27 protein-coding genes are annotated in these 26,095 nt (G+C 45.5%); 18 read left to right on the top strand and 9 right to left on the bottom strand.

Translation table 11 applies throughout. The features are described from left to right. Positions 1-5: 5 nt before the first annotated feature. From PK654_RS06185 to PK654_RS06155, 7 genes are all read left to right on the top strand, one after another. On the top strand, positions 6-1,232 hold the full coding sequence (locus PK654_RS06185) for a sugar ABC transporter substrate-binding protein (protein WP_271698326.1): 1,227 nt from the start codon (positions 6-8) through the stop codon (positions 1,230-1,232). 8 nt (positions 1,233-1,240) lie between these two features. Further along, entirely contained in the window at positions 1,241-2,524 is a 1,284-nt protein-coding gene (locus PK654_RS06180; protein ID WP_271698820.1) for a carbohydrate ABC transporter permease, read from the top strand. Between the two features lies 1 nt (position 2,525). Then, entirely contained in the window at positions 2,526-3,359 is an 834-nt protein-coding gene (locus PK654_RS06175; RefSeq protein WP_271698325.1) for a sugar ABC transporter permease, read from the top strand. 17 nt (positions 3,360-3,376) lie between these two features. Further along, positions 3,377-5,146 carry a glycoside hydrolase family 13 protein gene (locus PK654_RS06170; RefSeq protein WP_271698324.1) on the top strand — a complete coding sequence of 590 codons (1,770 nt, stop codon included), beginning with the start codon at positions 3,377-3,379 and terminating at the stop codon, positions 5,144-5,146. Positions 5,147-5,169: 23 nt separating this feature from the next. Next, entirely contained in the window at positions 5,170-6,045 is an 876-nt protein-coding gene (locus tag PK654_RS06165; protein ID WP_271698323.1) for an ROK family protein, read from the top strand. Between the two features lie 65 nt (positions 6,046-6,110). Next, on the top strand, positions 6,111-6,911 hold the full coding sequence (locus PK654_RS06160) for a TrmB family transcriptional regulator (protein ID WP_271698322.1): 801 nt from the start codon (positions 6,111-6,113) through the stop codon (positions 6,909-6,911). A gap of 156 nt (positions 6,912-7,067) precedes the next feature. Then, the gene (locus PK654_RS06155) at positions 7,068-7,478 is read left to right on the top strand and encodes a hypothetical protein (RefSeq protein ID WP_271698321.1); all 411 of its coding nucleotides are present in this window, start codon (positions 7,068-7,070) and stop codon (positions 7,476-7,478) included. Between the two features lie 31 nt (positions 7,479-7,509). Here PK654_RS06155 and PK654_RS06150 read toward each other — a convergent pair whose 3' ends face one another. After that, positions 7,510-7,866 (bottom strand): HMA2 domain-containing protein, encoded by a 357-nt coding sequence (locus PK654_RS06150; protein ID WP_271698320.1) that lies wholly within the window; start codon positions 7,864-7,866, stop codon positions 7,510-7,512. A gap of 195 nt (positions 7,867-8,061) precedes the next feature. Between PK654_RS06150 and PK654_RS06145 the strand changes: the two genes are divergently transcribed. From PK654_RS06145 to PK654_RS06115, 7 genes are all read left to right on the top strand, one after another. Beyond that, positions 8,062-8,391: an HMA2 domain-containing protein gene (locus tag PK654_RS06145; RefSeq protein ID WP_271698319.1), complete on the top strand. Its 330-nt coding sequence runs from the start codon at positions 8,062-8,064 to the stop codon at positions 8,389-8,391. Continuing rightward, the gene (locus tag PK654_RS06140) at positions 8,391-9,143 is read left to right on the top strand and encodes a YtxH domain-containing protein (protein ID WP_271698318.1); all 753 of its coding nucleotides are present in this window, start codon (positions 8,391-8,393) and stop codon (positions 9,141-9,143) included. Before PK654_RS06145 ends, PK654_RS06140 begins: the two co-directional genes overlap by 1 nt. Continuing rightward, positions 9,140-9,445 (top strand): hypothetical protein, encoded by a 306-nt coding sequence (locus PK654_RS06135; protein ID WP_271698317.1) that lies wholly within the window; start codon positions 9,140-9,142, stop codon positions 9,443-9,445. Before PK654_RS06140 ends, PK654_RS06135 begins: the two co-directional genes overlap by 4 nt. Then, positions 9,423-9,740, top strand: a complete 318-nt coding sequence (locus PK654_RS06130; protein ID WP_271698316.1) for a YtxH domain-containing protein — start codon at positions 9,423-9,425, stop codon at positions 9,738-9,740. The genes PK654_RS06135 and PK654_RS06130 overlap by 23 nt, the downstream gene beginning before the upstream one ends. Positions 9,741-9,742: 2 nt before the next feature. Further along, positions 9,743-11,800: a heavy metal translocating P-type ATPase gene (locus tag PK654_RS06125; protein ID WP_271698315.1), complete on the top strand. Its 2,058-nt coding sequence runs from the start codon at positions 9,743-9,745 to the stop codon at positions 11,798-11,800. A gap of 226 nt (positions 11,801-12,026) precedes the next feature. After that, positions 12,027-12,671 (top strand): TIGR04219 family outer membrane beta-barrel protein, encoded by a 645-nt coding sequence (locus PK654_RS06120; protein ID WP_271698314.1) that lies wholly within the window; start codon positions 12,027-12,029, stop codon positions 12,669-12,671. 137 nt (positions 12,672-12,808) lie between these two features. After that, positions 12,809-13,006, top strand: a complete 198-nt coding sequence (locus tag PK654_RS06115; protein ID WP_271698313.1) for a lipoprotein — start codon at positions 12,809-12,811, stop codon at positions 13,004-13,006. Positions 13,007-13,026: 20 nt separating this feature from the next. On the opposite strand, the gene PK654_RS06110 is transcribed toward PK654_RS06115, so the two are convergent. After that, positions 13,027-14,865, bottom strand: coding sequence for an HD domain-containing phosphohydrolase (locus tag PK654_RS06110; RefSeq protein ID WP_271698312.1), 1,839 nt, complete (start codon positions 14,863-14,865; stop codon positions 13,027-13,029). Between the two features lie 539 nt (positions 14,866-15,404). On the opposite strand from PK654_RS06110, the gene PK654_RS06105 reads away from it, so the two are divergent. Further along, positions 15,405-16,061 (top strand): substrate-binding periplasmic protein, encoded by a 657-nt coding sequence (locus tag PK654_RS06105; RefSeq protein WP_271698819.1) that lies wholly within the window; start codon positions 15,405-15,407, stop codon positions 16,059-16,061. Positions 16,062-16,133: 72 nt separating this feature from the next. Here the strand turns inward: PK654_RS06105 and PK654_RS06100 are convergent, their stop codons facing one another. From PK654_RS06100 to iadA, 3 genes are all read right to left on the bottom strand, one after another. Then, the gene (locus tag PK654_RS06100; protein WP_271698311.1) at positions 16,134-17,360 is read right to left on the bottom strand and encodes a hypothetical protein; all 1,227 of its coding nucleotides are present in this window, start codon (positions 17,358-17,360) and stop codon (positions 16,134-16,136) included. Positions 17,361-17,627: 267 nt separating this feature from the next. After that, positions 17,628-19,094: a C4-dicarboxylate transporter DcuC gene (gene dcuC / locus PK654_RS06095; protein ID WP_271698310.1), complete on the bottom strand. Its 1,467-nt coding sequence runs from the start codon at positions 19,092-19,094 to the stop codon at positions 17,628-17,630. 12 nt (positions 19,095-19,106) lie between these two features. Next, the gene (iadA, locus tag PK654_RS06090) at positions 19,107-20,243 is read right to left on the bottom strand and encodes a beta-aspartyl-peptidase (protein ID WP_271698309.1); all 1,137 of its coding nucleotides are present in this window, start codon (positions 20,241-20,243) and stop codon (positions 19,107-19,109) included. A gap of 301 nt (positions 20,244-20,544) precedes the next feature. Here iadA and PK654_RS06085 point away from each other — a divergent pair, with 301 nt between their 5' ends. Next, positions 20,545-21,462 carry a LysR family transcriptional regulator gene (locus PK654_RS06085; RefSeq protein ID WP_271698308.1) on the top strand — a complete coding sequence of 306 codons (918 nt, stop codon included), beginning with the start codon at positions 20,545-20,547 and terminating at the stop codon, positions 21,460-21,462. Between the two features lie 49 nt (positions 21,463-21,511). On the opposite strand, the gene PK654_RS06080 is transcribed toward PK654_RS06085, so the two are convergent. Then, positions 21,512-22,570, bottom strand: a complete 1,059-nt coding sequence (locus PK654_RS06080) for an NAD(P)/FAD-dependent oxidoreductase (RefSeq protein ID WP_271698307.1) — start codon at positions 22,568-22,570, stop codon at positions 21,512-21,514. A gap of 125 nt (positions 22,571-22,695) precedes the next feature. Here PK654_RS06080 and PK654_RS06075 point away from each other — a divergent pair, with 125 nt between their 5' ends. Continuing rightward, the gene (locus PK654_RS06075) at positions 22,696-23,571 is read left to right on the top strand and encodes a LysR family transcriptional regulator (protein WP_271698306.1); all 876 of its coding nucleotides are present in this window, start codon (positions 22,696-22,698) and stop codon (positions 23,569-23,571) included. Between the two features lie 167 nt (positions 23,572-23,738). Here the strand turns inward: PK654_RS06075 and PK654_RS06070 are convergent, their stop codons facing one another. Continuing rightward, entirely contained in the window at positions 23,739-24,302 is a 564-nt protein-coding gene (locus tag PK654_RS06070) for a dihydrofolate reductase family protein (RefSeq protein ID WP_271698305.1), read from the bottom strand. A 122-nt stretch (positions 24,303-24,424) separates the two neighbouring features. Here PK654_RS06070 and PK654_RS06065 point away from each other — a divergent pair, with 122 nt between their 5' ends. Next, positions 24,425-24,997, top strand: a complete 573-nt coding sequence (locus PK654_RS06065; protein ID WP_271698304.1) for a TetR/AcrR family transcriptional regulator — start codon at positions 24,425-24,427, stop codon at positions 24,995-24,997. A 52-nt stretch (positions 24,998-25,049) separates the two neighbouring features. On the opposite strand, the gene PK654_RS06060 is transcribed toward PK654_RS06065, so the two are convergent. Both PK654_RS06060 and PK654_RS06055 read right to left on the bottom strand, forming a co-directional pair. Further along, positions 25,050-25,562 (bottom strand): PIN domain-containing protein, encoded by a 513-nt coding sequence (locus PK654_RS06060; protein WP_271698303.1) that lies wholly within the window; start codon positions 25,560-25,562, stop codon positions 25,050-25,052. Further along, a complete protein-coding gene (locus PK654_RS06055; RefSeq protein WP_271698302.1) occupies positions 25,562-26,014 on the bottom strand; it encodes an excisionase family DNA-binding protein in 453 nt (150 codons plus the stop codon). The genes PK654_RS06060 and PK654_RS06055 overlap by 1 nt, the downstream gene beginning before the upstream one ends. Between the last annotated feature and the right edge of the window lie 81 nt (positions 26,015-26,095).

Genomic DNA, 26,095 nt, shown 5'->3' with positions numbered 1-26,095 from the left:
TCACTATGAAATTTTCGCTAGTAAAAACAGCACTGCTTTCCTCAGTTTTGCTTTCACCAATACTGAGTGCAGAAGAGATTAAACCGGAAAACGGTGCTGATCTGCTTATCTGGACCGATAACACGACTCTTGAGTATATGGAGTATGCAGCTAAGCAGTTTAACAAAGACATGGGCTATAACGTTGACTTCTCTTTCCGCGGTATCGCTCCTATTGATGCGGCTTCCCGCCTGATTCAGGATGGCGGTTCAGCAAGAGTGGCTGATATTGCTGAGATTGAACACGACCTGCTGGGCAAACTGGTTGTTGCCGGCGGCGCAATGGAAAATCTGGTTTCTGCCGATAAAATTGAAAACGATTTTATGCACAATGCCAAAACGGCAGCCAGAGCGGAAGGCATCAGTTACGGGTTCCCGGTCAGCTTTGCCACTACGGTTCTTTTCTATAACAAGGATCTGCTACCTTCTGCTCCTGAATCTTTTGAACAGATCATTGAGTTTTCAAAAACCTTTAACGATAAAAAACAGAACAAATACGCCCTGCTATGGGATGTACAAAACTACTACGAATCCCGTATGTTCCTGACTCAATTTGGCGCTTATGAATTTGGTAACAATGGTACCGATGCAAAAGATATTGGTATCGCATCTGAGTTAGCACAGAAAGGCCTAGCTTCGATGAAGACGCTTCAGGCTGCCAACAACGCTAACCCTTCCGATATGCGCAACCCTCAAGTACGGCGCGGCCTGTTTAGCGAAGGTAAGGTTGCTGCCATTATTGACGGCCCGTGGGCAATTCAGGGCTACAAAGAATCAGGTGTAAATTTTGGCGTAGTTCCTATGCCAACCCTGAATGACCAGCAGCTAAGAACCTTCTCTACCGTTCGTCTTGCTGTTGTCTCCTCTTATACGGAATATCCGAAGGCGGCTCAGCTGTTTGCTGACTACCTGACGTCCGCCAAGATGCTGAAAAAACGCTTTGAGATGACCAACTCAATTCCGCCGCTTTCCACCGTGCTGAAAGAGGTCTCTGCCAACGTAGATGAAGCAACCATGGCGATCATCGCTCAGGGCTTCTATGCCGATGCTATGCCTTCTATTCCGGAAATGGGCTATATCTGGTCTCCGATGGCGAGCGCCATTACCGATCTCTGGGTGAACGACAAGTCACCTAAACTGGTACTGGAAAGAGCCTTATCTATCATTAAAGAACAGATTGAGTTGCAGGATTAATTGTGAACATGCTAGTGACTGAAGCCAATCAGACCCGCTCACTGCCGTTATCTGTGTTGCTGATGGGAGCAACACAGATCCGCAAGGGTCACCTGGTTAAAGGAGGGCTGTTTCTGACATTGCAGATACTCGCCCTGCTGATGCTGCCGGATATTATTATTGCCCTGAAAGGCCTTATCTCTTTAGGAGATGTCGCTCAGACCCGTAAAGGTTTTAAAGTTATACAGGGTGATAACTCCATCTTTATGTTGGTGGAAGGCGTGATGGCACTGATCGCCTCACTGCTGTTGATCGCGGCTTACCTGTTTAATATAAGTGATGCCCGCAGTAGCGCCCGTAGCCGCCTTACTATTCGCGAACAACTGGTCGACATCTATGATCGTAAGTTTGCCCTGATTGTGCTTTCACCGGCGTTTATCGCCTGTATCGCCTTTATCATTCTGCCGATCATTATTACCGTTCTAGTCTCCTTTACTAACTACTCAGCGCCGAACCATATTCCGCCGAGAAATCTGGTGGACTGGGTCGGCTTTAAGAACTTTTTTGCCCTGTTTGAACTAAGAATCTGGTCAAACACCTTCTTTGGTGTGGCGAGCTGGACCGTTATCTGGGCTACCTTTGCCACTATCTGTACCTGTGGTTTTGGTTTTCTGCTGGCATTAGCGCTGGAAAACAAGCAGATAAAAGCCAAAAAGGCGTGGCGCTTTGTGTTTATTCTGCCTTACGCCATTCCGGCTTTTGTTACCCTGTTGATGTTCCGTCTGCTGCTAAACGGTATCGGCCCGGTTAACAACGTGCTAAACGGCTGGGGGATTGAGTCCATCGCCTTTTTGTCTGACCCGTTTCTGGCCAAAATCTCTGTTATCGCTATCAGTGTATGGGTAGGTGCACCCTACTTTATGCTACTTATCTCTGGTGCATTAACCAATATTCCGGCTGACCTGTATGAAGCCAGTGAGGTAGACGGCGCCAGTAAGTTCCAGCAGTTCCGTGAGATTACCCTGCCTATGGTGCTTCATCAGGTCGCGCCTTCACTGGTAATGACCTTTGCCCACAACTTTAATAACTTTGGTGCCATCTTCCTGCTGACAGGCGGCGGACCGATTAATCCGGAATATCGTTTTGCCGGTCACACAGACATTCTGATCACCTGGATCTATAAGCTGACACTAGACTTCCAGCAGTATCAGATCGCGTCAGTTGTCTCCATTGTTATTTTCTTATTCCTGTCCGGTATTGCTATATGGCAGTTCCGTCGCATGAAGTCATTCAAAGACGATGTAGGTATGTAAGATGCAAAAACTAATCGGAAAAATGGGAACAGCCATCGTCTATCTGTTTCTTGCAACAAACGCCCTGCTGGTGCTTGGTCCGGTGATCTGGACAGTACTGGCCTCGTTTAAGCCGGGAAACAACCTGTTCAGTTCATCATTCGGTAAGCTGGAATTTACCCTTGATCATTACCGGGCACTGTTTGTCGATACTCCTTATCTGGAGTGGTACAAAAACACCTTTGTTCTGGCGACGGCAAACATGCTTATCTCTCTGGTGCTGGTCACCATGACGGCGTTTATCTTTTCCCGCTACCGCTTTAAGGGAAAAAGAAACACCATGATGGGTATTCTGGTGCTGCAGATGTTTCCGGCATTTCTGTCCATGACGGCTATCTATATTCTGCTGTCAAAACTTGGCCTGATTGATACCTATGCCGGCCTGCTGCTGGTTTATGTTACCGGTTCACTGCCGTTTATGACCTGGCTGGTAAAAGGCTACTTTGACGCTATCCCCACATCACTGGATGAAGCGGCCAAGATCGACGGAGCCGGTCACCTGACCATCTTTATCGAGATCATTCTGCCTTTGGCCAGACCGATATTAGTCTTTGTTGGTCTGGTTTCATTTACCGGTCCATGGATGGACTTTATTTTGCCTACGCTGATATTGCGTAGCGAAGAGAAAATGACCTTAGCGATAGGCATCTTTAGCTGGATCTCCTCTAACTCCGCAGAGAACTTCACTCTGTTTGCAGCAGGCTCACTGCTGGTAGCAATACCAATTACCCTGCTATTTGTAGCAACCCAGAAACACATTACGACCGGCCTTGTCAGTGGCGCAGTAAAAGAATAAAAATCAGGAAATTAAACATGATTACAAAAAGCTCTCTTACACACTCAGCAAAGAGTGCAGACAGTTACGCCTATGATAAAGAGACTCTTCATATCCGCTTTCGCAGCGCCAGAGGGGAGATAGATAAAGTTACCCTCTGGATTGGCGACCCATATATCTGGGCAGAAGGCGGTCTGGATGGCGGCAACTTAGGCGGCAGCGATGCCCACGGCTGGATAGGTGGCAATGAAGTCGATATGCAGTTAGAAGGGGTAACAGAACACCATGACCACTGGTTTGCAGAATTCAAGCCACCTAAGCGTCGCACCCGCTACGGCTTTATCCTGCATGGGAAAGAGGGAGAGAAAATACTGTTCGGTGAGCGTCGTTGCGTTGACCTTCAGGACAGCAAGATAGCAGAAGCTGAATTAAGTAATATCAGCAACTTTTTCTGTTTCCCTTATATCAACCCGAAAGATGTACTTACTACTCCTGACTGGGTACAGCAGACCATCTGGTACCAGATATTCCCGGAACGCTTTGCTAACGGCAGGCCGGAGATTTCCCCGCAAGGCGTTATGCCATGGGGCAGCGCACCTAAGTCCGATAACTTTATGGGGGGGGATCTATGGGGAGTGATAGACAAACTGGATTACCTGCAGGAGCTAGGCATCAACGGGCTCTATTTCTGTCCGATTTTTACTGCCAACGCCAACCATAAATATGACACGGTAGATTACTACCATGTTGATCCTCACTTTGGCGGAGATGAGGCGTTTCATGCTCTGGTAAAAGAAGCCCATAGACGCGGCATGAAAGTGATGCTGGATGCGGTATTTAATCATATCGGCCATCAGTCTCCCCTTTGGCTGGATGTGGTAGAAAAGGGGAAAGAGTCCAAATACGCAGACTGGTTCTGGATTAAGCAGTTTCCTGTCTACCCTGACCTGCCGAAAGATCAATGGGATCACTGGAACCTGAACTTCGAGACATTTGCCAATGTCAGTGAAATGCCAAAGCTGAATACAGAAAACGAACAGTGTCGCCAGTACCTGCTTGATGTCGCCCGATACTGGGTGGAAGAGTTTGATATTGACGGCTGGCGGCTGGATGTTGCCAATGAAGTGGATCACGAGTTCTGGCGCGATTTCCGCCGGGTGGTGAAAGGGATAAAACCTGACTGCTATATTCTTGGCGAAATCTGGCACGAAGGCATGCCGTGGCTGCGTGGTGAACAGTATGACTCGCTAATGAACTACCCCCTGACGCAGGCCATGACAGACTATTTCGCTTTGGGTCTCTGCGACAAAGAAGAGTTTATGCATGCTGTCAGTCAGTCCTATATGGCTTACCCACGCAACGTTAATCAGGCCATGTTTAACCTGCTGGACAGCCATGACACCACCCGCATTCTCACCCTTTGCGGCGGCAATAAAGCTAAGGTACGTCTGGCGTATCTGTTTATGTTTACTCAGGTGGGTTCGCCATGCATTTACTATGGCGGCGAAATTGGCATGGATGGCGGCCGGCGTATGGGCAGTGAAGATAACCGTAAGTGCATGAACTGGGACAGTGACACTCAGGATCTGGAGCTAATGGCCTTTATCCGCTCGTTAATTCAAATGCGTAAACAGTACACCTGCCTGAATCAACCCTTTATTGAGTGGTTGAACGTTGATTGTCCGGACTGCGTTGCTTACCGGCGCGGCGATCTGATCTTTATTCTGAATAATTCTGAGCAGCGGCAGTTGGTCAATCTGAATGGTGAGCAGTATCAGCTACCCGCATACGGTTATCAGATTGTATAGAGTCTATTGACCTAGGGGGAAAAATGAACATCGGCATCTCAATCGACCGGCAATGGCTGCACTACTATGTTGCCAGAACACCGACTAATGAACTGTATCGTAGCTCAGTAAGGATCCCAAAAAACTATCTGATGTTACTACAGACGATTGAGACGCTGATTTCTAACATGCAAAAACTGTATGGCAAGCACCGTACACTGGGTCTTAGCCTTGCAGAAGAACTAGTGAGTGAAAATCAGCAACTGGCTGATCAACTAAAAAAAGATATTCATCAGAGAACCAGTATCCGCTGCACTGTGGTGTTACACAGTCAGTCTGCCACGCTGGCTCAGTCCCATAGCAAAAAACAGTTTAAGAACCAGAAATTGTTGGGCGCTTATCTTGATCACGGCTGCGGTATTGAGCTGGTAGAGAACCGGCAGTTACACGCCATTCAGGCAAAATCTTACTCCTTGTGGGCTCATTCTCTGCTTCCTGAGTTTGACAGCGTCACAGACGGGCTGACACCCGTCTGTCACTGCGGACAAGAAACCTGTCTTGAACAGTTTATTACTGTTGAGGGCCTTGAACGCCAATACCACCAGCTAGTACTTAAAGATATGACCTTAGAAAATATCTACGCTCAGGTAGACAACTGTGATATTCAGTCCACCCGCATCTACCGGATATTTCTTGATCAACTCGCCCGTTCCCTTAGCAAATTAATTAGCCGCTATTCCCCCGGTTATCTGCTGCTTTTCGGAGCGGTCTCCGCCTACCATTCTCTTGCCGGAGATCTCAAATTGGCACTGGTCAGATATTGCCGTAGTGATCTTATTCCGGACATTATTACTCCGGAACAAGATGCGTTTATTTATGCCCGCGGAGCATCACTGTTAAAAAAGAAAACAATAATTTAGGCACACTCTGAAAGGAGTGGTAATCTAGTAAGAGTTTAAGAATGAATAGTATCAGAGGAATCCCCGTGTCTGAACTTGTTACCAAGTTAATGGATTTTGGATTTACCAAAACAGATGCCCTTGTGTATATCAACCTTTTGAAAAACGGCCAGTCGACTGGCTATAAAATCGCAAAAGAGATTGCCCTGTCCCGCTCTTCCGTTTATTCGTCTATCGATAATCTGTATAAGAACGGCTATATCTTTATGTCCGATGGCGACACCAAAGAATATGAGGCCAAATCGCCGGAGCTAATCTTTAGCCAGATAGAAAAGAAAACCGTTAAAAACATCCATATTCTCAAGAAAGAGCTGTCTAAAATGATGCTGCATGAGGAGAAAGAGTTTGTTTATAACGTTACCGGCTTTGACAACCTGATTCAGAAAGCCAAAGAGATGATTAATCAGGCGGTATTGGAAATTTACCTTAATACCGACTTCCACCTCTCGGTACTTGAAAAAGAGATCTGTGCCGCCATTGAACGCGGCGTGCGGGTTATTGGCTTCTCCTTTAATAAGGTGGCCGTTCCCCATGAAAAGATGGAGCTCTACTCCCGCTCTGAAAACGAAGAGACAGAGTATCCGTCTCATCGCTTTATGCTAGTGGCGGATATGAAGCTGGCGTTGATGTTCTCTCACCGGGAAGAGACTATCGGCTTGTACTCCAACAATCGTCTAATCGTAAAAATGGTTGCAGAACATATCCACAGTGATATCTATCTGGCTGAGTACGAGAAACTCGAGCCGGAAAAACGTATCCGGGTAAACACCATCCATGAGCAGAGTAATGCCATGGTAATGGATGATAACCGGAAAAAGCAGGAATAGCGGTTTAACAATACCTTCCTATAAGGGGTAACCGTTTGGTTACCCCTTTTTATATTCATCATAAACAGAAGCTTGTTATGGACAAGCCGGCTATCACGGGTATAATTTGCGAATAAGAATCACTATCATTAACTTTGATTCGTAACAGGGTGCAACGTGAGTGCTATTAAGGCGTTAAAAAAGCTAAAGAAAACCACTAAAAAGATCAGTAAACCTTCTGTCATTCAACTTCAGCAACTGAAGAAGAGTGATAGCGCTTCAGCGGTTAATATTCAAGCTGATTTAAAAAAGTTATCAGGACAGGTAACTCTGGATATTGTCTCTGAGCTTGCTGCGCCCCTTAACCCTATTCTTTCCTGGTTTGGTTCTAACCATCACGCCATTAGTAACAATGGCTTTTCTGCAATAACCAGCAAACCCGTTATCCGTTCTGTATCGAATAGCCAGCCTGAGGGAAAAGTAAGCCAAATTGCATTGGCAAGGGTGCCGCTAAAATCGCCACCTTGTAAGAAATGCCCCGCTCTGTCCGGAAGCAACTGTAAATGTGCAATGAAGAAATTTGCTTAGGCTTTAGAGTGCCAGAAAGTAGTATAACCCGTTAATTAAATAGCAAACGGCTGACGGAAGGGGCAATAAAACGGGAAAGAGCGATAGTTGCAGCACCTTTTACCAGAGACTTAGTGCCGCTGATGGCAGCATTCTCAATAAAGAAGTTTTTCTCTTCTGCTTTTGTCCAGCCATGGCTGTCTAGTATCTCCAGCAGTGACTCGCAATCCAGCTCAGAGTTATCAAACTTAATCGCTACAGAACCAGCATATCTCTTGTGTTTAACCGCCTGAATCGCATCAATTTCATTAAGATCTTTAATCAAGTCTTTCACTTCACCGGGATGGTTAAGAATAAAATCAGAACGGATACGTAACCGGCAGTCCGTTTTGTGGATATACGTCATCATAGGATCAGTCAACTCACGTTTATGCGAATAAATATCATTTACAATATCATTTCCATAACAGATATTGAATCAAAAAATATAAAAAAAATGATGTTGGTTACAAGAACGAAATCTAATTTCTTAAAAAACGATTTAGATCAATAAAGTCGTTGTTAATCCAGTTTCTTCATTTCAATAAATCTATACTTAAACGCTATGAAAGATGACGTAAAAACAGTTTTAAAATTAAGATCTTGGGTTCGAATAGCCCATCATATACCCGGAAGAATCCGGCTGAAATATAAGTTGGGGATCATCGCTCATCTGGCGCGATTTAACTCTGACGATATTGCGCGGGCCTTAGATGATATTCCGGCATTTAGGAACTATAAACTGAACAGCAGCACCGGAAGCGTACTTATTGAGTATGACCCCGGCACGGTTAGTCCGGCTTTGATTGAAGAGTTATTCTCACAGGAAGACTCTGTTGCAGAACAGGCCTGTTACAAACTTGCTGACTGTCTCAACTTAAACGGAGCTGAATAATGAGTGACGAAGAAAAGCAACCTCAAGGAATTCCTCCTGAATGGGCAGGGCAAATGCCCCCTCCCTACGGATATGGCTTTCCGCCTTATCCGCCAATGATGCCTCACGGGCATATGCAACAAAACATGAGCCCGGAAATGGCTCAGCATCACGCCTATATGCATGCAATGGCCATGCAGCACGCTCAGGCGATGCAATATCAGGCAGCACAATACCATCAGGCAATGATGGCGGCACAAGCTGGGGCAAATGTTAATGCTCCCCAGCCGGGCAATGATGCTCAGGCGGGAGCTAACGCGGGTGATCCGCAAAATCCGTTCGCGACCGATCCTCTCTATGCACAAGCACAAGCAATGCTTGACGGTGCAATGGGAGAAGAAGAAGCGGGAATGTTTAAAGAGATACTTGGGAGCTTAGGCATGAGTGATAAAGAATTCTGGAAAGGCGCAGTGGTTGGCGCAGCAGCCGCATTACTATTAAGCAACGAGAATGTACGCGGCAAGCTGATGGGTTTAGTCGGTGGTGCCGGCGATATGCTGAAAAGTGGTGGCTCTAGTGTAAAAGAGAGCGCAATGAACACGGCATCTTCAGTAAAAGAAAATGTCTCTGCAGGCAGCGAAATCTTTCGTGATACCTATCAGGCAGGAAGAGAAGGCTTTAAAGATTCCGTAGAGCGCCACAAACAAGCTCCTCAGCAAGAAGCTGAACTGCCTGAAGCGGATCCTGAGTCCGAGCAAGGCTCTAATATATGAGCAATATACAAAATGAGTTAAGCCCTGCCAGCAGAGCCATGCTGGTTGGTGCCATGCTCGGAGGAGCTGCATCAGTGGCTTCACAGTGGAAAGAGCGTCAGTCTGGTGAACTCAGTGCCGATCAGTTTGTTACTAATGTGGCGAAAGATACTGTGAAAGCCGGAGCCATCAGCGGCGCAACTACCTATGTAGCGGGAAAGATGGCGGGTCAGCCCGTGCTTTCACTATTTACTATTCTTGCAGCTGGTGCAGCCGGCGTTTATATGCTGGATCAGGCAAATGAGAACAAAGCAGATGAATAACTACAATCCCTATATGTATAACCCGTATCTGAATCAGGCCGCCTCTCAGGCTCAGCAGAAAGATGAAAACAAAGAGTATAAACAGCAAAACTCTACCACTCATTTTGTAATGGGCATTGCCGCTGGTGCTGCTGTTGCTTACCTGCTAAGCAACAAAAAGTTTCAGAAGAGCGTATCGGCAACCGGAGAAAAAGCCTGGTCAGCCGTGCGTGGTGAAGTAGAAGAACTGAAAGAGCGTCTGGAAGACACACAGGCTGAGCTAGAATACTACCGAAACCTTCATAAAGGTGAGTAAGTTTGGTTAGTGTAAAAAGCCACTTTCCCGGCCGCATTCGTTTTAAAATCAAGGAACTTGCTCAGTTTCCCGGTATAGGTGACTGGGTAAAGCAGAGCCTGATTGCCATTCAGGGTGTTAAAGATGTCCGGGTAAATGAATATGCCCGCTCTATCGCTATTGAGTATGATGAGCAGTTACTTGATTCAGCCACACTTGAGGCCAGAGTCTCAGCTTTTGATTACCGTGAAGGCGAACTCAGCGAGGTCCATTATCACTATACCCGTGGTGATGTGGCGATGAACATCATTGGAGCTCTATCTACCTTTATGCTGCCTCGCTACCTTGGTGCAGTCAGTACTGCAACCCTTATCGCACCGACTGTACTCGAAGGCGTTAAAGAGATTGCAGATAAAAAACTCTCCATCGAAGTACTAGACGCTTTTGCCCTAGGTTTATCCTATTGGCGCGGCGACTACAAAACCGCCATGATGACCCAAAGCCTGATCAGCCTTGGCGAGTATATGGAAGAGCAGACTAACCGCAGCAGTGACAGGTTACTGGCCGAACTGATGACGCCCAACGAGACCATGGTCTGGCATATCGATGATCAAGGTCAGAAGAGTCAGATACACTCTTCCAACCTGAAAGAAGGTGATCTGATTGAGTTGATGCCGGGGGATGCTATTCCTATCGACGGAAGCATTGAGTCCGGTGAAGCACTGATTAATCAGGCTTCACTGACCGGCGAAAGCGTTCCTGTCCGCCGAGAAATCAATGCCGTTGTCTACTCCGGCACATCAGTGCATGAAGGTCAGATAAAAGTACGGGTGCAGAAAGTCGGTAGTGAAGCAACAACAGCCCAGATTGCTAAACTGATCTATGATTCACTGTCTGAAAAGAGTGAAACACAGCAGGTAACGCAGGAAATGGCAGACCGCCGCGTTAAAATCACTCTGGGGATAGGGGCAGGTGTATTCGCTCTTACTCAGGATATTAACCGGGTAGCCTCAGTATTTCTTGTCGACTATTCCTGTGCCCTTAAACTAAGTACTCCGGTCACCTTTAAATCCATAATGTACCGTGCAGCTCAAAGCGGCATTCTGCTTAAAGGTGGTAGCGCCATTGAAAAGCTGGTGAAAGTTGATACCTGTGTGTTTGATAAAACCGGAACCCTTACTCACGGCGATATGGAAGTGACCGATGTTATCTCCTTCTGTGACGCCAACAGTGCACGGGATCTACTGGCGATAAGTGCCTCCGTTGAAGAGCACAGTAGCCACCCACTATCCCAGTCCATCGTAAATGCGGCGAAGAACAATGCCCTGCCCCATATCGATCATGGAGAGGTAGAGTATGTTATTGCTCACGGCCTGCGCAGTACACTGGATGGCCGGACACTGGTTATGGGTAGCCGCCACTTCCTTGAAGTGCATGAAAAGGTTGATTTTACTCCGTTTGAACAGCAGATAATCTCTTATGAGCAGATGGGACGTCATCTGATTTTTATCTCCAGTGAGAGTCGTCTGCTGGGTATGATCGGCTTAAAAGACCATTTACGCGAAGATGCCATCGAGACTCTTGAACATCTGCGTGAACTAGGGGTTAATCATCTGGTGATGATATCCGGTGACCGTAAGTACAAAGCAGAAAAAATCGGCAATGAACTGAAGATCGATCAGGTATATGCAGAAGCAACGCCTAAGAGTAAGTCAGCTATCATTGAAGAGATTCAAGCTCAGGGACGAACGGTAATGTTTGTCGGAGACGGTGTTAATGATGCTCCGGCATTAAGTAAAGCGGATGTCGGTGTGGCTATGTGTGTCGGAACCGATCTCGCCAGACAAGTCGCCGATGTCGTATTGTTAAAAGACAGACTCTATGGTCTGGTTGAGGCCAGACAACTGGCGCAAACCGCCATGTCTATAATCAACAGCAATATTAAGATCGCAGAGTACGTTAACAGCGGGATTATGCTGGCAGCGGCCATGGGCTGGTTAAGCCCGACAGCAAGTGCCCTGCTGCACAACGGCACAACATTGGGTGTACTGGCAAGGTCAATATCTGCACGGAAATCCTAGCAAATATAACGCTCAGAACCTGTAAAGCGAAAGATATAAACCGGCCGTATTAGATTACCGGCCGGTTTTCTGTTGAGGCCGTTATAGATTGACAATAATCTATCCATTCTTTACCGTCGGCTAAGTATAATGTTGGCATAATGATTGCTAGTTTCTCAGAGTGGCAATGTAAAGGACTCATGGCTCTGATGCCATAAATGATCAACGACGGAAACAGAGAACCAGTATGAAAAAATCCCTTATTACTATGGCGCTGCTTACAGGCGCATTCACAGCCCATGCCGATACGCTGGCAGGCGGCGATATCGAAATCAACTCATGGCAACCAGATTACAAGTATCAGAACAGTGACGATGGTGACAGTACAGAAGTCACTATTGAAGCTTCATTTGAGCACCCTATTCCATTGATTCCAAACATCAAGTTTGCACAGTCAGCCGTCGATGCGAAAAAGTTTGAATACACCAAACGTGACTATATTCTCTACTATGAAATTCTGGATAACGATCTGGTTTCATTCGATATCGGTGCTGGTGCCAGTCACCTGAGTAACGGTAAAATCACTCTACCACCAGCCAGCACACAGAAGTTCAGCGGATACGTACCAACCTTATACGCTATGGGTGAAATCGGCCTGCCTGCAACGCCGTTGTTTGTGTTTGCCAAAGGCTCTGGTATAGCTTACAACGACACAGAAATGTTAGACCTCTCCGCCGGGGTAAAATATGAAATAGGCCTTGGTCTGATTGGAATTGAACTGCAGGCGGGATATCGCACCCAGACATTTAATCTGGAAGATTTTGATTCCCTGACGGTCGATCTGGATACGTCTGCCAGTGGTTTCTTTGCCGGTGTAAATCTCGACTTTTAACTCAGACAGCGCTAGCTAATAAGTACTAAGTGATACCTTCGGGTATCACTTTTTGCGTTTTAGTTTATTGAATTTACTTTAAATTTACGTTTTATCCTGTATAAATAGCTGACACTTTTATTTATAGAGACAAAGCAATGAAAAAACTGTTGTTCCCGCTGCTACTTATCACCCTGTTAAGCGGGTGTTCTATCATTGCCCTGCCTTTTAAGGCGGTAGGTGCAGTCGGCGATATTATTTCCCACAACGAATCAGCAAAGCAGAGTGAAGAGATGCAAACCGCTGCACTTTTTGCTAGTCCGGAGCAGCAAATAGACGATGAGATTCAACTGTAATCTTGGCGAACCTCCCGAGGTTACCCTGCTTTTGCCGGAGTAACCTCATCAGATAAGCGGTTACGGATATCCCAAAACTCCTCTCTGATACTTTCAAATACCTGATAGATTTCCGGGTCAAAAAAAGTGCCGCAGCTCTGCTTCATTATCTTAAAGGTCTCTTCCTTACCGAATGCACGCTTGTAGACCCGCTGACAAGAGATGGCGTCAAACACATCTGCCACCATCATGATTCTGGCCGGCAACGGAATCTCTTCCCCTTTCAGTCCTTCCGGATAACCGGTTCCGTCCCACTTTTCATGGTGATAGTTAATAATCTGTTTGGCATACAAGAGAAAATCTGGTGCCTGTGAACCGGGAAGCTCTGTCTCCATCATGGAAATAGACTCCTTAAACGCATTCACACCAATCACAGGATGCTGTTTCATTACTTCAAATTCATCATCCGTCAGTTTGCCCGGCTTAAGCAAAATTTCATCGGGGATCCCGACCTTGCCGATATCATGTAACGGGGCAGATTTGTAAATTAACCTGACCGACTCACTATCCAATACTGAGCGATATTTCGGCTGCTTCTGCAGTTCCTGAGCCAGACGCTTAACAAACAGCTGAGTTCTTTTGATATGCAGCCCTGTTTCTTCGTCACGGGTCTCCGCCAGCGTAGCCATACTCAGTACAGTGATATCTTTTATCACCTGAAGTTCGCGGGTACGCGCCTGAACCTTATTTTCCAGAGTCTGATTCAGTTCCAGCAGGTTTTGCTCTGCCAGCTCCTGCGCCGCCGATGCCCTTGCCCAAAACCAAATCAGTAACAGTACTATCGGGTAAACAATCAAAAGAGGATAGGCATGAGGCAGGCTTTCAGCGAGTAGTGCCAGAACTTTAATATCATCGCGAGCAACAATAATGGTCCAGTGATTTTCATTACCTGAGCCTTGTTGTAGCAAAGAAGAACCAGACTCAGAAAATGGATTAATGGTCAGGTAAGTAAAGGTTGTATCCCCTGAACGCAACAGGCCATTTTTTTTCTGTTGCATTTCACTCCATATGTCAGGGTATGTGGATGCGAAGCTTTGGTTGTGGCCTAAAATATTCCCCCATTCAAGGGAATGATCACGGTTGTAGAGCCAGAAACTTCGCTTGTTAACCAGCATTGCTTCATCAGGAATGGACGCCATCAAGGTTTCAAACTTAGATAAAATCTCTGCTCCGTGATAGTTGAGCAGTACCATCCCCTTAAACTCCCCTTGTTTATCATGAAGAGAGCGGGAAAAACGAATCACAGGATTAAGAGGGTACTCAACTGAGCCATACTCCATATTCAGATCCATTGGCGACATATAAATCGTACCGGATGGCGTTTTCCTGCCTTCCTGAAAGTAGTAACGCTTCGATTTATCCTGAAGATAGTCGTCTTCAATGATAACGGGACCTTCAGCCTCCTGATTTACCCGCACAAGCTCTCTGCCGTTGGCACCAATTAATCGTGCCTGATCGTATATCCGCCTTGTATCTATCAGGTTAAAAAGAGCATAAGCAACCTTATCTCTAGCGGCTTGGTCACCCTTGCTAACATAATTCTGGATAGCCAGACTCGACTGGATGAAACTCAGACTGGAAGCGATATGCTCCATGTCCCTGTGAATAAGGGAACGGGCAGATTCTACAGAAGTATCAATCTGATGCTGCTGTTCTATATCGAGAAAGCGGCTATAAAGAGAAAACGCCGCAAACACCGCGATTAAGTTAATAATCAGCAGCGGGACCAGCGCCTTTAAAAACTTACGGGCAGTAATAACTCTTAACCTGTCATGGTTAAGATCTCCTGCCAGAAGCAGAATTGTATTTGACGGGGACATACCTAGCCTTATAGATATTTTTTATAATGTTCGTCATTACTAACTCTAGTACAACGAACTTTTTTAGCCAGAATGTCATGCTGTAATAGTACTAGGTATACAACTTTAGTATTAGATTTTCGTCACTGTGAACTAGGTGGCATAACTAAAGCAACTAACGTTCAAATTGCGTACAAAATGTATGATAAACATACCGTTAGCCCTAACCTTACCAATAAGAAACCAAATGCACCATTGTTCTCCCATTAACACTCAATTAATATAATAAAGATTTCATATAAAACACTACCGAAATACCATTTATCAACTATACTTGACACATTTTGTGTAGAGTAAAAACGTTTGAATTTTGCACAAAACCAAACTATTAATGGCTTCGGCTAGTTTATATTTAGTGATTGATATATCATTAATAATGATGACAGTCCTACTGAACAAAGAATAATAAAATGAGAATCAGACCATTGCGATTTAGTACATTTTTAGTATTGCTTGTTTCCCTTTTCTCACACTTAAGTTCAGCTGAAACTTTTAAGGTGATGCTTCATACGGGTTCATTTCCACCTTACTTTTTTGCAGAAAGTGACCCACGGACAGGCACAATAAAAGATATTTACTCCGCCATCGCCAAAGAGACCGGAGACGAGTTCGAGTATGTTCGAGTCCCGTTCAACCGGGCGCTGCATCTGTTTGAAAAAGGCGATATTCATATAGAACCTATGACCAATCCTGCTTATCGTGGAGAGTCATCGGTTCACGGCTTGTACAGTACACCTTTTGCTGTTGCTGAAGAGATTGTACTGTTTAACAAAAAACACTTTATCGAGTTTCATTCTCCCGAGGATTTACTGGGCGAAACTATTGGCGTCATTAAGGGTTATTACTATCCGGAATTTGCACCTTACTTCGAAGATGGCAGAATCAAAACTTCACCAGTAAAGAGTGAAAATATTCTTATCAAACTGCTGGCAGCAGACCGTTATTCTCAGGCTTTGATCAATAAAGACTTTGCTCAGTTTAAAATTAAAGATGAACACTTAAGTAAACAGCTGGCTGTCGGCAGTACATACAGCGCCTTAGATATGATGCTACGCCTGCACCCTGAAATGAGTGACGCTATGCCAAGGTTTAATAAGGCGATAGAAAAACTAAAATCCAACGGCACCATTGACGCGATTTACAGTAAATATCGCTAACAAAGTCAGCACCATCAGATAATAAACGGGGAGCAATCTTAATGATGGCTCCCCGTTTCTTTTTAATCTATTTTATAACCCGCCGTAGTAACCCAACATGGTCACAGTGAAGTGACAGACAGGCTTACCCTCTATCTCAATCCATTCATAGGATTCAATCTTAAACCTTGTTGTCGGCGGGAAGTTCACTTCAAAGGTGTCCGGGTTGAGTGAAAAATCCGTAATATCAGCGCCACCCGGCCAGACGTCATACCCTTGCGGCGGGTTACAGGTAAACAGTAAACCACGTTGCCAGACCTTAGCCCCGTCCAGATCATTTGAGAAACTCCACGGCGTTTTCAGGGTAATCACCGACCCGGGCTTCAGCATACCATCTAAGGCTTGCTCGAGCGGATAAATTAAGGGCTCAGTTGTTGGTCCGTCATTACCCGGAAACTCAAAAAATGACGGGGCAAAGTTGTCCAGTATATTACCGGAAATAGCCATACCACCGCGGTAAAGCTGCGGATACTCCTCAATTGAAACCTTAGGTAGCCTAGCTAACGCATTAATCTGCAAAGTGGTTTCTGCCGATGCGTATTGCTGCACCTTGCCAGCCACTTCACCAAGCTGCTTACGCACGTCTTGCTGTGAATCCGCCGGCTTCATGGTAAACATATTCATAAAGTCAGCATCTTTTGGCGTGCACTGCGGATAATCACAACGCCAGATAGTCTCTGCCATAGAGTCCAGATCGAGGGGAAGAGCAGTCAAACCTGTATAAGCAAACTGATTAAAGGCATCCATACGGATAAATGACGGGCTGGTCCAGTCATAGAGACACATAGCAAAGTTAAAACCATTCGGATCACCGGGGTAGTACTTTTCGCCCAGCGCTTTTAGCTCTTCAACGGATTTTGTCGTACCCGATGGCGGGTTCTGATAAGGAACAATATTGATTTCCATCATCTCATTAAACAGTGCCAAAACTTGCGGGGTAACTGCCGGGATAGGTACGAGCTTACCAACAACCTGATTGCCCTGTCCTGTTGCCAGAAATGAACCATCGCCTTCAACCGTAATCTCTAAACTGCCTTCACCGTCATACCAGTAACGTTCACCATTCAGTTCCAATGCCCAGTAATGTTCACCACCCGGCTGATGGCCAATATCCTTAATGTCGATATAACCGAGCGCATTAATCATTAAACGATAACTTTCCCCTTCAGGGCCACGAACAGAGTGCAACGGTAAACCGTCACACATATAACCGCTGTCAGAAAGTTGAGAATTGATTTTTACTGATGAAATAGACCACATAATCACTACCTTTGCTAACCTGTCTCGCGCATGATGCACCAGCCAGAAACTGACGAAAACCGGCTGAGCTGCCGGAGAGTAATAGTTAAGTAACCGTTCACTACCATACTCAATTAAATCGTCATGAGCTAATACGGTGAATTATTTACTGTTTTATATGTGATGTAAGCAAAGGCAGAAAAAAGGCCACCATGGCTGAAGGCAATCTGGTAGTCGTGATTGCGGTCAGTCAGGGTGGCCTGAAACAGTGTGTACTACGAGTAGTCTTTATGAAGCACTTGTCGCGTTTACCTGCGCGTTTTTACGCTTCATTACCGCAACCGGAACCAATATCAGTACCGCGATACCGATAATAAACGGCAGCAGCTCTGTAATTTGTCCTGTCTTAGTAAAGGTGATAATCAGCATAATCAGCCAGCCGCTAATCATAGGAATAAAGGTGCGGCGCACAATATCAAACGGAGACAAGCCAGAGATACCCGCAACAGCGATAATCACACCAGCGATAGGCGAGATAGTACGACCCATACCGGCAGAGAGCTGAATCGGCAGAATCATTTCCGCCACGTTGGTACCAATTTTATCGGCGATTTGCGGCACCATAGGCGCAAATGAGAAGAATGCCGCATTACCTGAGCCCATCAAGGCAGAGATGGAGAAAGTCAGCAACGCCATAATCAGAACAATAACGCTGGCAGCAAAACCGGCACCACTGGCCAGATTCAGCAAGGCATCAACAGCGCCGATAGATTTCAATCCCATTGCAAAGGTCTGACCGGCTATAATCAGGGTAACAACCATAGCGAACACCTTACCCATATCACTAAAGATATTCTGCAGCTTATCAAACACCGGTTTTGCTTTTTTAATACGGATATATTCACATGCTAAAGCGATAAAAATACTAATAAGAATGGCGGTGGCCATACCTACCCGGATAGTACCTACACCCATCTTGCTGAAAGTAAGCATAAAGAACAGAGGTAGCATAGGGAGAAGCATATAGTAGAGCGGCGCATCTGGCTCATCACTGTTAATTTCCTGTTCAGGTTCTGCAGACTGCTGAGAAAGATCCAGTTTGCTGTCAAAATAACGCTGCACCAGAGCATGAATAGACGCCACTATCAGAATCAGCGCAGTGATCACAGGCAACTGATCATTGACAAAGTACTCGGTGATATCCAGCCCGGCAGTTTGTGCTGCCAGAATTGAGTTACCGGAGCCCGGCCCGAACTCAATAGCACAAGTACTTGCCAGAACCGACGCCACCGCGGCTTTACTGCAACCAAGACGAATAAGTACAGGGTAAAGGGTTGCCATCAGCAGCAGGCCAAGGCCGGTTGCACTGGAAATAAACAGTGAAAGAGCCTGACCAAGAATAAACGCCAGCGCCAGCATAATGTAAGGTGAGTTTAGCTTCATCAGGGGTTTAGCCGCGACACGTACCATCACCTGACTGGCGCCAATCGCCGACATAAACATGGCGAAACCGCCTATCAACATGATCTTAAGACCAAGGCCACCGGCGCGATTGCTGAATACACCTTTAATGTACTCAAAAATATCGAAACCAATCCAGCCGGTTGATTTGCTGACGAACACAGCATTGTTAGTGAAGATAGCAATCGCCATCAAAATGATGCCGGTAAAAAACAGCACCGCCTGCGGGTTGTAGTTTTTCAGGATCAACCGCCCTGCAAAAACCAGACTAATAAAGGCTATAAGTAAGCTCATTGTTGTCGTTCCTTATTCAAAGTTTCCGTTAACAAGAATTTCGTTGTTCAGCATTAGGGTGTTTCCTCTTGCGATCACCGACTCCAGCGTCAGTGAGCTATCGAAAATACACAGGTCGGCATCTGCCCCTGTCTGAACCCGCCCTTTATTAATACCCAGAGAATCTGCAACGTTAGAGGTTAGCATGGCCAAGGCCAGCTCAAGGGCAATGCCCTGTTCCACTAGCTTCGGCAGCAGTAACAAGTTGCTATCGACACTCGCAGCAGTTAAGCCTGTCAGTTTACCATTTGCATCAAACTTCGGCAGGCTGCCGTTGCCATCACTGCTTATGGTGATTTGCTTTGCGTCCACGCCGGAATCAAGAGCCAGTTTGGCGGCCTGCTCAGGCGGAGTGAAGCGACTTCCGCCGGAAGTGATATCAATGTAACCACCGCTTAATGCAAAGCTAATCGCTTCATCAAACAGGTTTTCAGTACGGGCGACATGAGTAGGAGAAAGGTGGTGGACAGGAATGCCCATCTTCACCAGTTCATTAAGTGGGGCAAAAGCATCGGGCAGGTTACCCATATGCACATGTAATAAGCCTTTTTTACCCGCCAGCAAGCTGGCCACACGGATATCCGACACAATGCGGGAAAGCTCATTAAGGGTAGGAAATGAACAGCGGTGGTCGGCAAGGGCAATTTTCACACCGAGTATGGCGGGAACAAACGCCATGTCATCCCGGATAGAACCAGTGATAGTCCGGGTCGGCACCTCGTAAGATCCGGTATGCATATAGGCCGTTAAGCCTTCTTCACACAAGGCTGCCGCTTTGGCATAAAGGTCTCTCGGAGAACGGGAGATACCGTCAGTTCCCAACACACCGACTGCTGTAGTAGTACCAGCCTTAATCAGGTTTGACAGCGTTACCTGAAGAGTACGGCTGCTAAAACCGGCTTCACCACCGCCACCTGTCAGGTGAAGGTGTTGATCAATCAATCCGGGGGCAACAATTTTTCCGCTACAGTCAATAGTATTCAAGTCTTCCAGACCCGATACATTCAGTTGCGGAGAAATAGCCAGTACCTTTCCCTGCCCGATCAGAATATCGGATCTGCCCATATAGTCCGGGCTATATAAATCTGCATTTTTTAGTAGGGTAAACATCTATATTTCTCTTTTTATTTCAGAAAATAAAATTAAATATCGAACACAAAACTATAGAAACAAGACTTGCATACCATATATTTAAGGTGCAGAAACCCACTTACTAAAACAAAGTAAGAAAATAAAAACACCAAGGTTAAAATATATTATCCAGTTATAAATCCGAGTTCATAAAATAGTCATCTCCGATAATTTGATATCAGTCTATACCCACAATAAAAATATGTAATTATCTTTCTATTGCTGATTTAGAATGATAATATTCAAATTATGAATAACCCTAAACCTCAGGAATATAGCATTGGATATCAAGTGGTTAGATGACTTTATGGCGTTAGCAGAACTAGAAAGCTTCTCTGCTGCCGCCAAAGCAAGGCACGTTACTCAATCTGCTTTTAGCCGGAGAATACAAGCTCTGGAAGTTTGGCTAGGTGTGCCTTTATTTGATCGTTCTACTCACCCAATCACATTGACTGAGCACGGGAAAAACTTTGTTCAATATGCTGAAAAGATATTAGAAACCGTCCGGATAACAAAAGAAGATTTTTATAATGCCTCATTAAAAACGGATACTTCTGTTCGTATAGTCTGTTTACACTCTTTCGCAATAAACCTTATTCCCAGACTATTTGATCAGGCAAAAGAATATATAGCCGGATTATATTTTGATATTAACCCTTCCGTTCAGGGAATTGATAACCATTATCAGGCATTACTGGATAACTCATCAGATATATTATTTGCTTACGATACGAGAGGAATGCGTCCTTCTTTGTCAATCGAGGACAGATTTGAACAGTTACCGCTGCTGGAGGAGAAGATATTGCCTGTAGCAGCCCCTTCTCTGCTGGAAAACTGGCCTGAAGACAAACCGTTTCCTTATTTGGCCTATTCTGAACAGACATTTCTGAAAAGTGTGGTTACACCAGTAATAGAAGCACCACAACTGGCATTAAAGCAGGTTGTGGAAACCACACTTAGCGAAACTCTGATAAAAATGGCTACGGCAGGACAAGGCATCGCATGGGTTCCCTATCACGCCATAGAAGCAGAACTTGCCCGCGGGGATCTGGTTCCGGCCTTTCCACACCAGCCAGAACTGACCATTCCTCTTAAAGTGGTCTGTTACCGTTCAAAAGGCATAATGCGCCCGTCTGTCCGCCAGTTCTGGCAAGGGTTGGAGAAGATAATCCATAAGATAGATCAACAAAAACCGTAATTCTGCGCCAGGCAAACAGCCCCCGAAAACGGGGGCTAGTCGACAAAGGTTACGCACCAAAAGCTTTGTACGTCTTGCTGATAAAAAGATCTTTCTGCTTCATATTCACCAGAGGCTTCCAGCTTGTCACAGCAAAAGGCAGCTGAACCACTCCGGTTTTCTGCCCTGTCGGCACCAGAGCCATAAACGGGTTGCGCTTGTAGCCTTTGACTGATTTACCCGCCAGTTTATTTGCGATGGTTTTAGCCAGATAAGTTCCCTGCTGCAGAGCCAGATAACCCAGTTTGGCCTCTCCGACATCCGCAATATCACCAAGGGCATACAGGTTAGGCTGATTTATCACCGCCAGATGTTTATCCACTTTTACCAGCCCCCTTTCATTGAGGGTATCTGCAAAGTTTTGCAAAAGAAATTCATTATTCGGCTTAGTGCCTACTGCAGAAAACACCAAATCTGCACCACTGGATCTGCCCGAGTTGTTATCAATATAGCGGCCATTTTTAACTTGATAATCACTGTTAAACTCAACCCGGACGCCAAGCTCATTTAACTGTTTAAGAACTCTTGATTGCGCCTTGTTATTAAAGCCATCCAGCAAAGCAGTTCCTTTATGAGCAAGTGTCACAGCGAGATGAGGCATAGCATCAGCGATTTCGCCGGCCAGTTCCACCCCCACAACGCCGCCGCCAATAATCAACACCTCAGAAGCCGACTTAAGCTGCTGATGGTAGCCCGAAAGTTCACTATTTCTGGCCTGAATATCAATCGCGGTGTGAGACTTAGAGACAGGCATAGTCGGATAACGGGAGCCAGACGCAATTACCGCGTAATCAAACTGGAGCTCATCGCCGTTATCCAGCAGTGCACTTTTGTCACGCAGTTCTTTAACACCACTTTGAATAAAGGTGCCATTAAGGAAATCGCGATAACGCTTTCTGGCTTTATTGCTATTTTGCTGCGGTGCAGTGATATCTCTCAGCACCGCGTAAGTCACTTCAAAATAGTCTTTTTTATCCACCAGCGTGGTTTTAATCCCCTTACTTTCAAGGCCCTGAGCCGTCGCAACTCCGGCAAAACCACCACCAATCACTAATACCTGAGTGTTCATATTTCATACCTGCACAAAATCTAATAACAGACTCAGATGTTACCTTGTTGCGCATTCGCACTAAATGCGTAATATAAATACTCACACGTGCATTAATGCAACAAAATAATTAAGTGGAAAATCACATGGACAGATGGAACGAGTTAAGAACCGCTTATAAGCTGGCAAAACTAAAAACGCTAAGTGCAACAGCCAACGAACTTGGCATCCACCGTTCCACGGTTATGCGCCATATTGATGCACTGGAAGAGAGTCTTGGTATAAAGCTATTTCAGCGCAACGATAAGGGCTATATCCCGACGGAGTCCGGCCTTGAAATTATGCAGCTCGGTGAAGTGACCGAAGAACGTTTTAGTCAGTTCGCCAACAAAGCGAAGCACAGAGATGAGATGAGCGGAGGGACCCTGACCCTCACTTGTGTAGAAGATATGGGAAAACTGCTGGTTCCTGCCATTGCCGGGTACCAGCGCTTATACCCACAGATGCAAGTTGAAGTGAAAGGCGACACCAGAATTTACCAACTGGAGTACGGCGAGGCAGATTTGGCGGTGCGAACCGGCCCTAAGCCCACCACTCCAGATAATGTAGTGATTCCGTTTCACAACGTCGAACTGGTGCTGTGTGCAAGCCGAAAGTATATAAACCAGCACGGTATGCCTTCAGCAGACCAGTTTGCCAAGCATAGATTTATCGCTTTAAACGAAAAATCAGAGCACCTGAAATGGAACGAATGGATATACAGCATTGTAGAGCCAAAACAGATCGTTTTCACCAGCTCTGCCCATCAAATCCTGCATAAAGCCTTGCTTCAGGGATGTGGTATTGGCTTCACCACCAGACACACAATAGAAGCCAATAACGATCTAATAGAAATCCCCGTTGATAAGCACTGGCAGATACCAATCTGGATTCTGGTGCACCGCGATATGATTAATATCCCTAAAATCCGTAAATTTCTGGATATCTTAACGCAGCAGAAAGGGCAGAGGGTTGAAGTTTAACTAACAACTAAAATCTAAGGTTAAGTTGTCTTCCCAATTCGAGACGCATTGCGTCTCGATTTATCAAGGACTCACTCTTATTAGGTTCAACCTTTCTGCTTTATGTATGTCACCAACGTGCAAAAAAACCAGAAGTGCATTGAAACTCGGCAAAAATAAAGCGCAAATTACGAATAGACAACCTTGTATTTCACCAGCACAAAATCATTAGCAAACGCTTCTGACTGAGCATTTGTCAATTTGATCTCAATGTCGGTTTTGCCGAACAAAGGAATACCCTCCCCTAAAAGAACCGGGGCGCGGAAGATACTCATTTCATCAATTAACTTGTGATTCAGAAATGACTGAATGGTTTTACCACCATCGACATATGCCCGCTGGTGACCTTGCTGCTCCAGCAGTTTGATCAAAGACGGAATATCACCTGAGTAGAGCTCTATCTCAGCCGGGATACTATCCGGAACCTGCTGCAGGGTCTTGCTCAGCACAATAATCTTCATATCACCATAGGGCCATTTATCCACGGTCAGATTCATAGCGGCAATGGCTTCCATCGTACCACGCCCCATAATCAGGCAATCATGTGAGGCAAGATGCTCAGCCCAGCCCATATCGGCATTATCTCCCATATCGGCTTGTTTGTTCCCGGCGGCATGCAGCCAGTCAAGGCTGCCATCTTTGCTGGCGATAAAACCATCAGCACTTGTGGCGATAAAAACAGAAAATTTCATAATGCTCTCTCTTAAACTGGACAATTTAGTCGCTAAACAGAGCCTCTCCTTGGCATACTGCTCAATATAAGTTAAAATATTCTACATCGTAGAATTTAATATTAGTCTAGCGAGAGAAAGAAATGAGTGTCAAGGAAAAAAAACGCGGCCGGCCAAAAGGATCCGGTAACCAGCTAAGTACTGAAAAGATTATGCAGGCAGCCAAAAGCCTGATGAAACTGGAGGGAAAAATACCCAGTATCCGTAAACTGGCTACAGAATTAGATGTCGATGCTATGGCCATTTATTATTACTTTGATAATAAAACCAAACTGCTTGAAGCTATCACCACATCGCTGATTGACGATATCTACCAGCCCACAAGCAATCAGGAATGGCAAACTGAACTGTTTAAACTCAGCAAAAGTTATCTAACTCTTCTGCATACTTACCCCGGCCTACTGGAAACTTTACTGGGGATGAGTTGTGAAGGGCCTGCTGAGGTATTTTCACAGCGATTTTATACGGTGATAAAGCCACTTAACCTCAGTGAGGAATCGGCCCGGAGCGGATTACATCTTCTGGTAGATTATCTGCACGGCTTCGCATTGGCAATGAGCTGCAATAATAGCGATTGTGAAATCACCGAACAGATGATGGAAGGTCCTTTAAAGCTCTACTGTCGTGGGTTGGAGAGCTTTACATCTGACAGTTAAAGCATCGCTTTAAAAGCTATTATTTAGATATAAAAGTAGGCAGTTTCTGCCGTTAAAGACAAGCCAGATACTCATTAACTGTCATCGGAGGATTTCTTAGACTTCTCCGCTGCATTTGCGCAGCTTTAACACAAGCGCCAGAATTGAGTTCAAACATGTCACATAAAAACTCATCCGGGTGAATGGCATTTAAATCCATAGCTTTAAGCATATCGTTTGGAAAGTCTTTCAGGTTAAACGTGATTATAGACTCAGCCTGTCCTTTGACGGCAGCAGCAACAACGTGCCTGTCATCCATATCAGGAAGCTCAATACCGGCAATAAGTGATTCATAATCTTCGATCAGACAGTCCGGAACACTTTTGTCCATAAGTTGCTTGGCTCGTTTTAGCTTTTTAACGTCTATGTCGGGGTTATTTTTAAGCACATTTCGCATCCATTCATCGTGTATCTGTTTCGTCCATCGGGCACGATACAAACCAGTGCAAGAGAGGTAAATCAAGTAACTACGCAGTGGTGCCGGATACATAACGCAGGCATCGAGTATAACTGTATATGACCCCATCAATACCCCATATCTAACTCCTGATCGAGGGCAGAAAGTTCGTCCAGTGAAGCGAAGCTCTCTTTCTCACGTTGCTTTTTGTACTTCATTACATCAGCAAATGCGACCTTTCTGCGGTTGCCCGTACGAGTATACTTAATCACTCCCGAATCCAGTAGTTTGATAAAAGTAGGACGCGAGACACTTAAAAGATCCGCTCCCTCTTGTGAAGTCAGTTCAGCGTGGACAGGTGTAATATTCACTGAATTACCCTGACCCAGTTGTGTCAGTACCTCAATCATCATGGTTAATGCACTCGCGGGCAAAGTGACATTGTGAGCATTACCACTCTTATCGATAACCTTAATGACCTGAGCCTCACCGTTTGCCTGCACTACAGCAGAAAGCTCCTGGCTGCCCAGTTTAGCAAGTGCCATTTCTTCAGCGCTTGGAAGTGTCGTCGTGACGCTCATGTTTTCCCTCTTACAACAACAGAAAGTACCTCTTTAAATTATCCGAAATATTCGAAACATGTCAACATTCGAAATTTTCGA

Source organism: Vibrio sp. SCSIO 43137 (assembly GCF_028201475.1).
In the GTDB taxonomy this organism is placed as follows: domain Bacteria; phylum Pseudomonadota; class Gammaproteobacteria; order Enterobacterales; family Vibrionaceae; genus Vibrio.
Note: the sequence above shows the minus strand (reverse complement) of the source record. Positions and strands in the feature narration are given on the sequence as shown.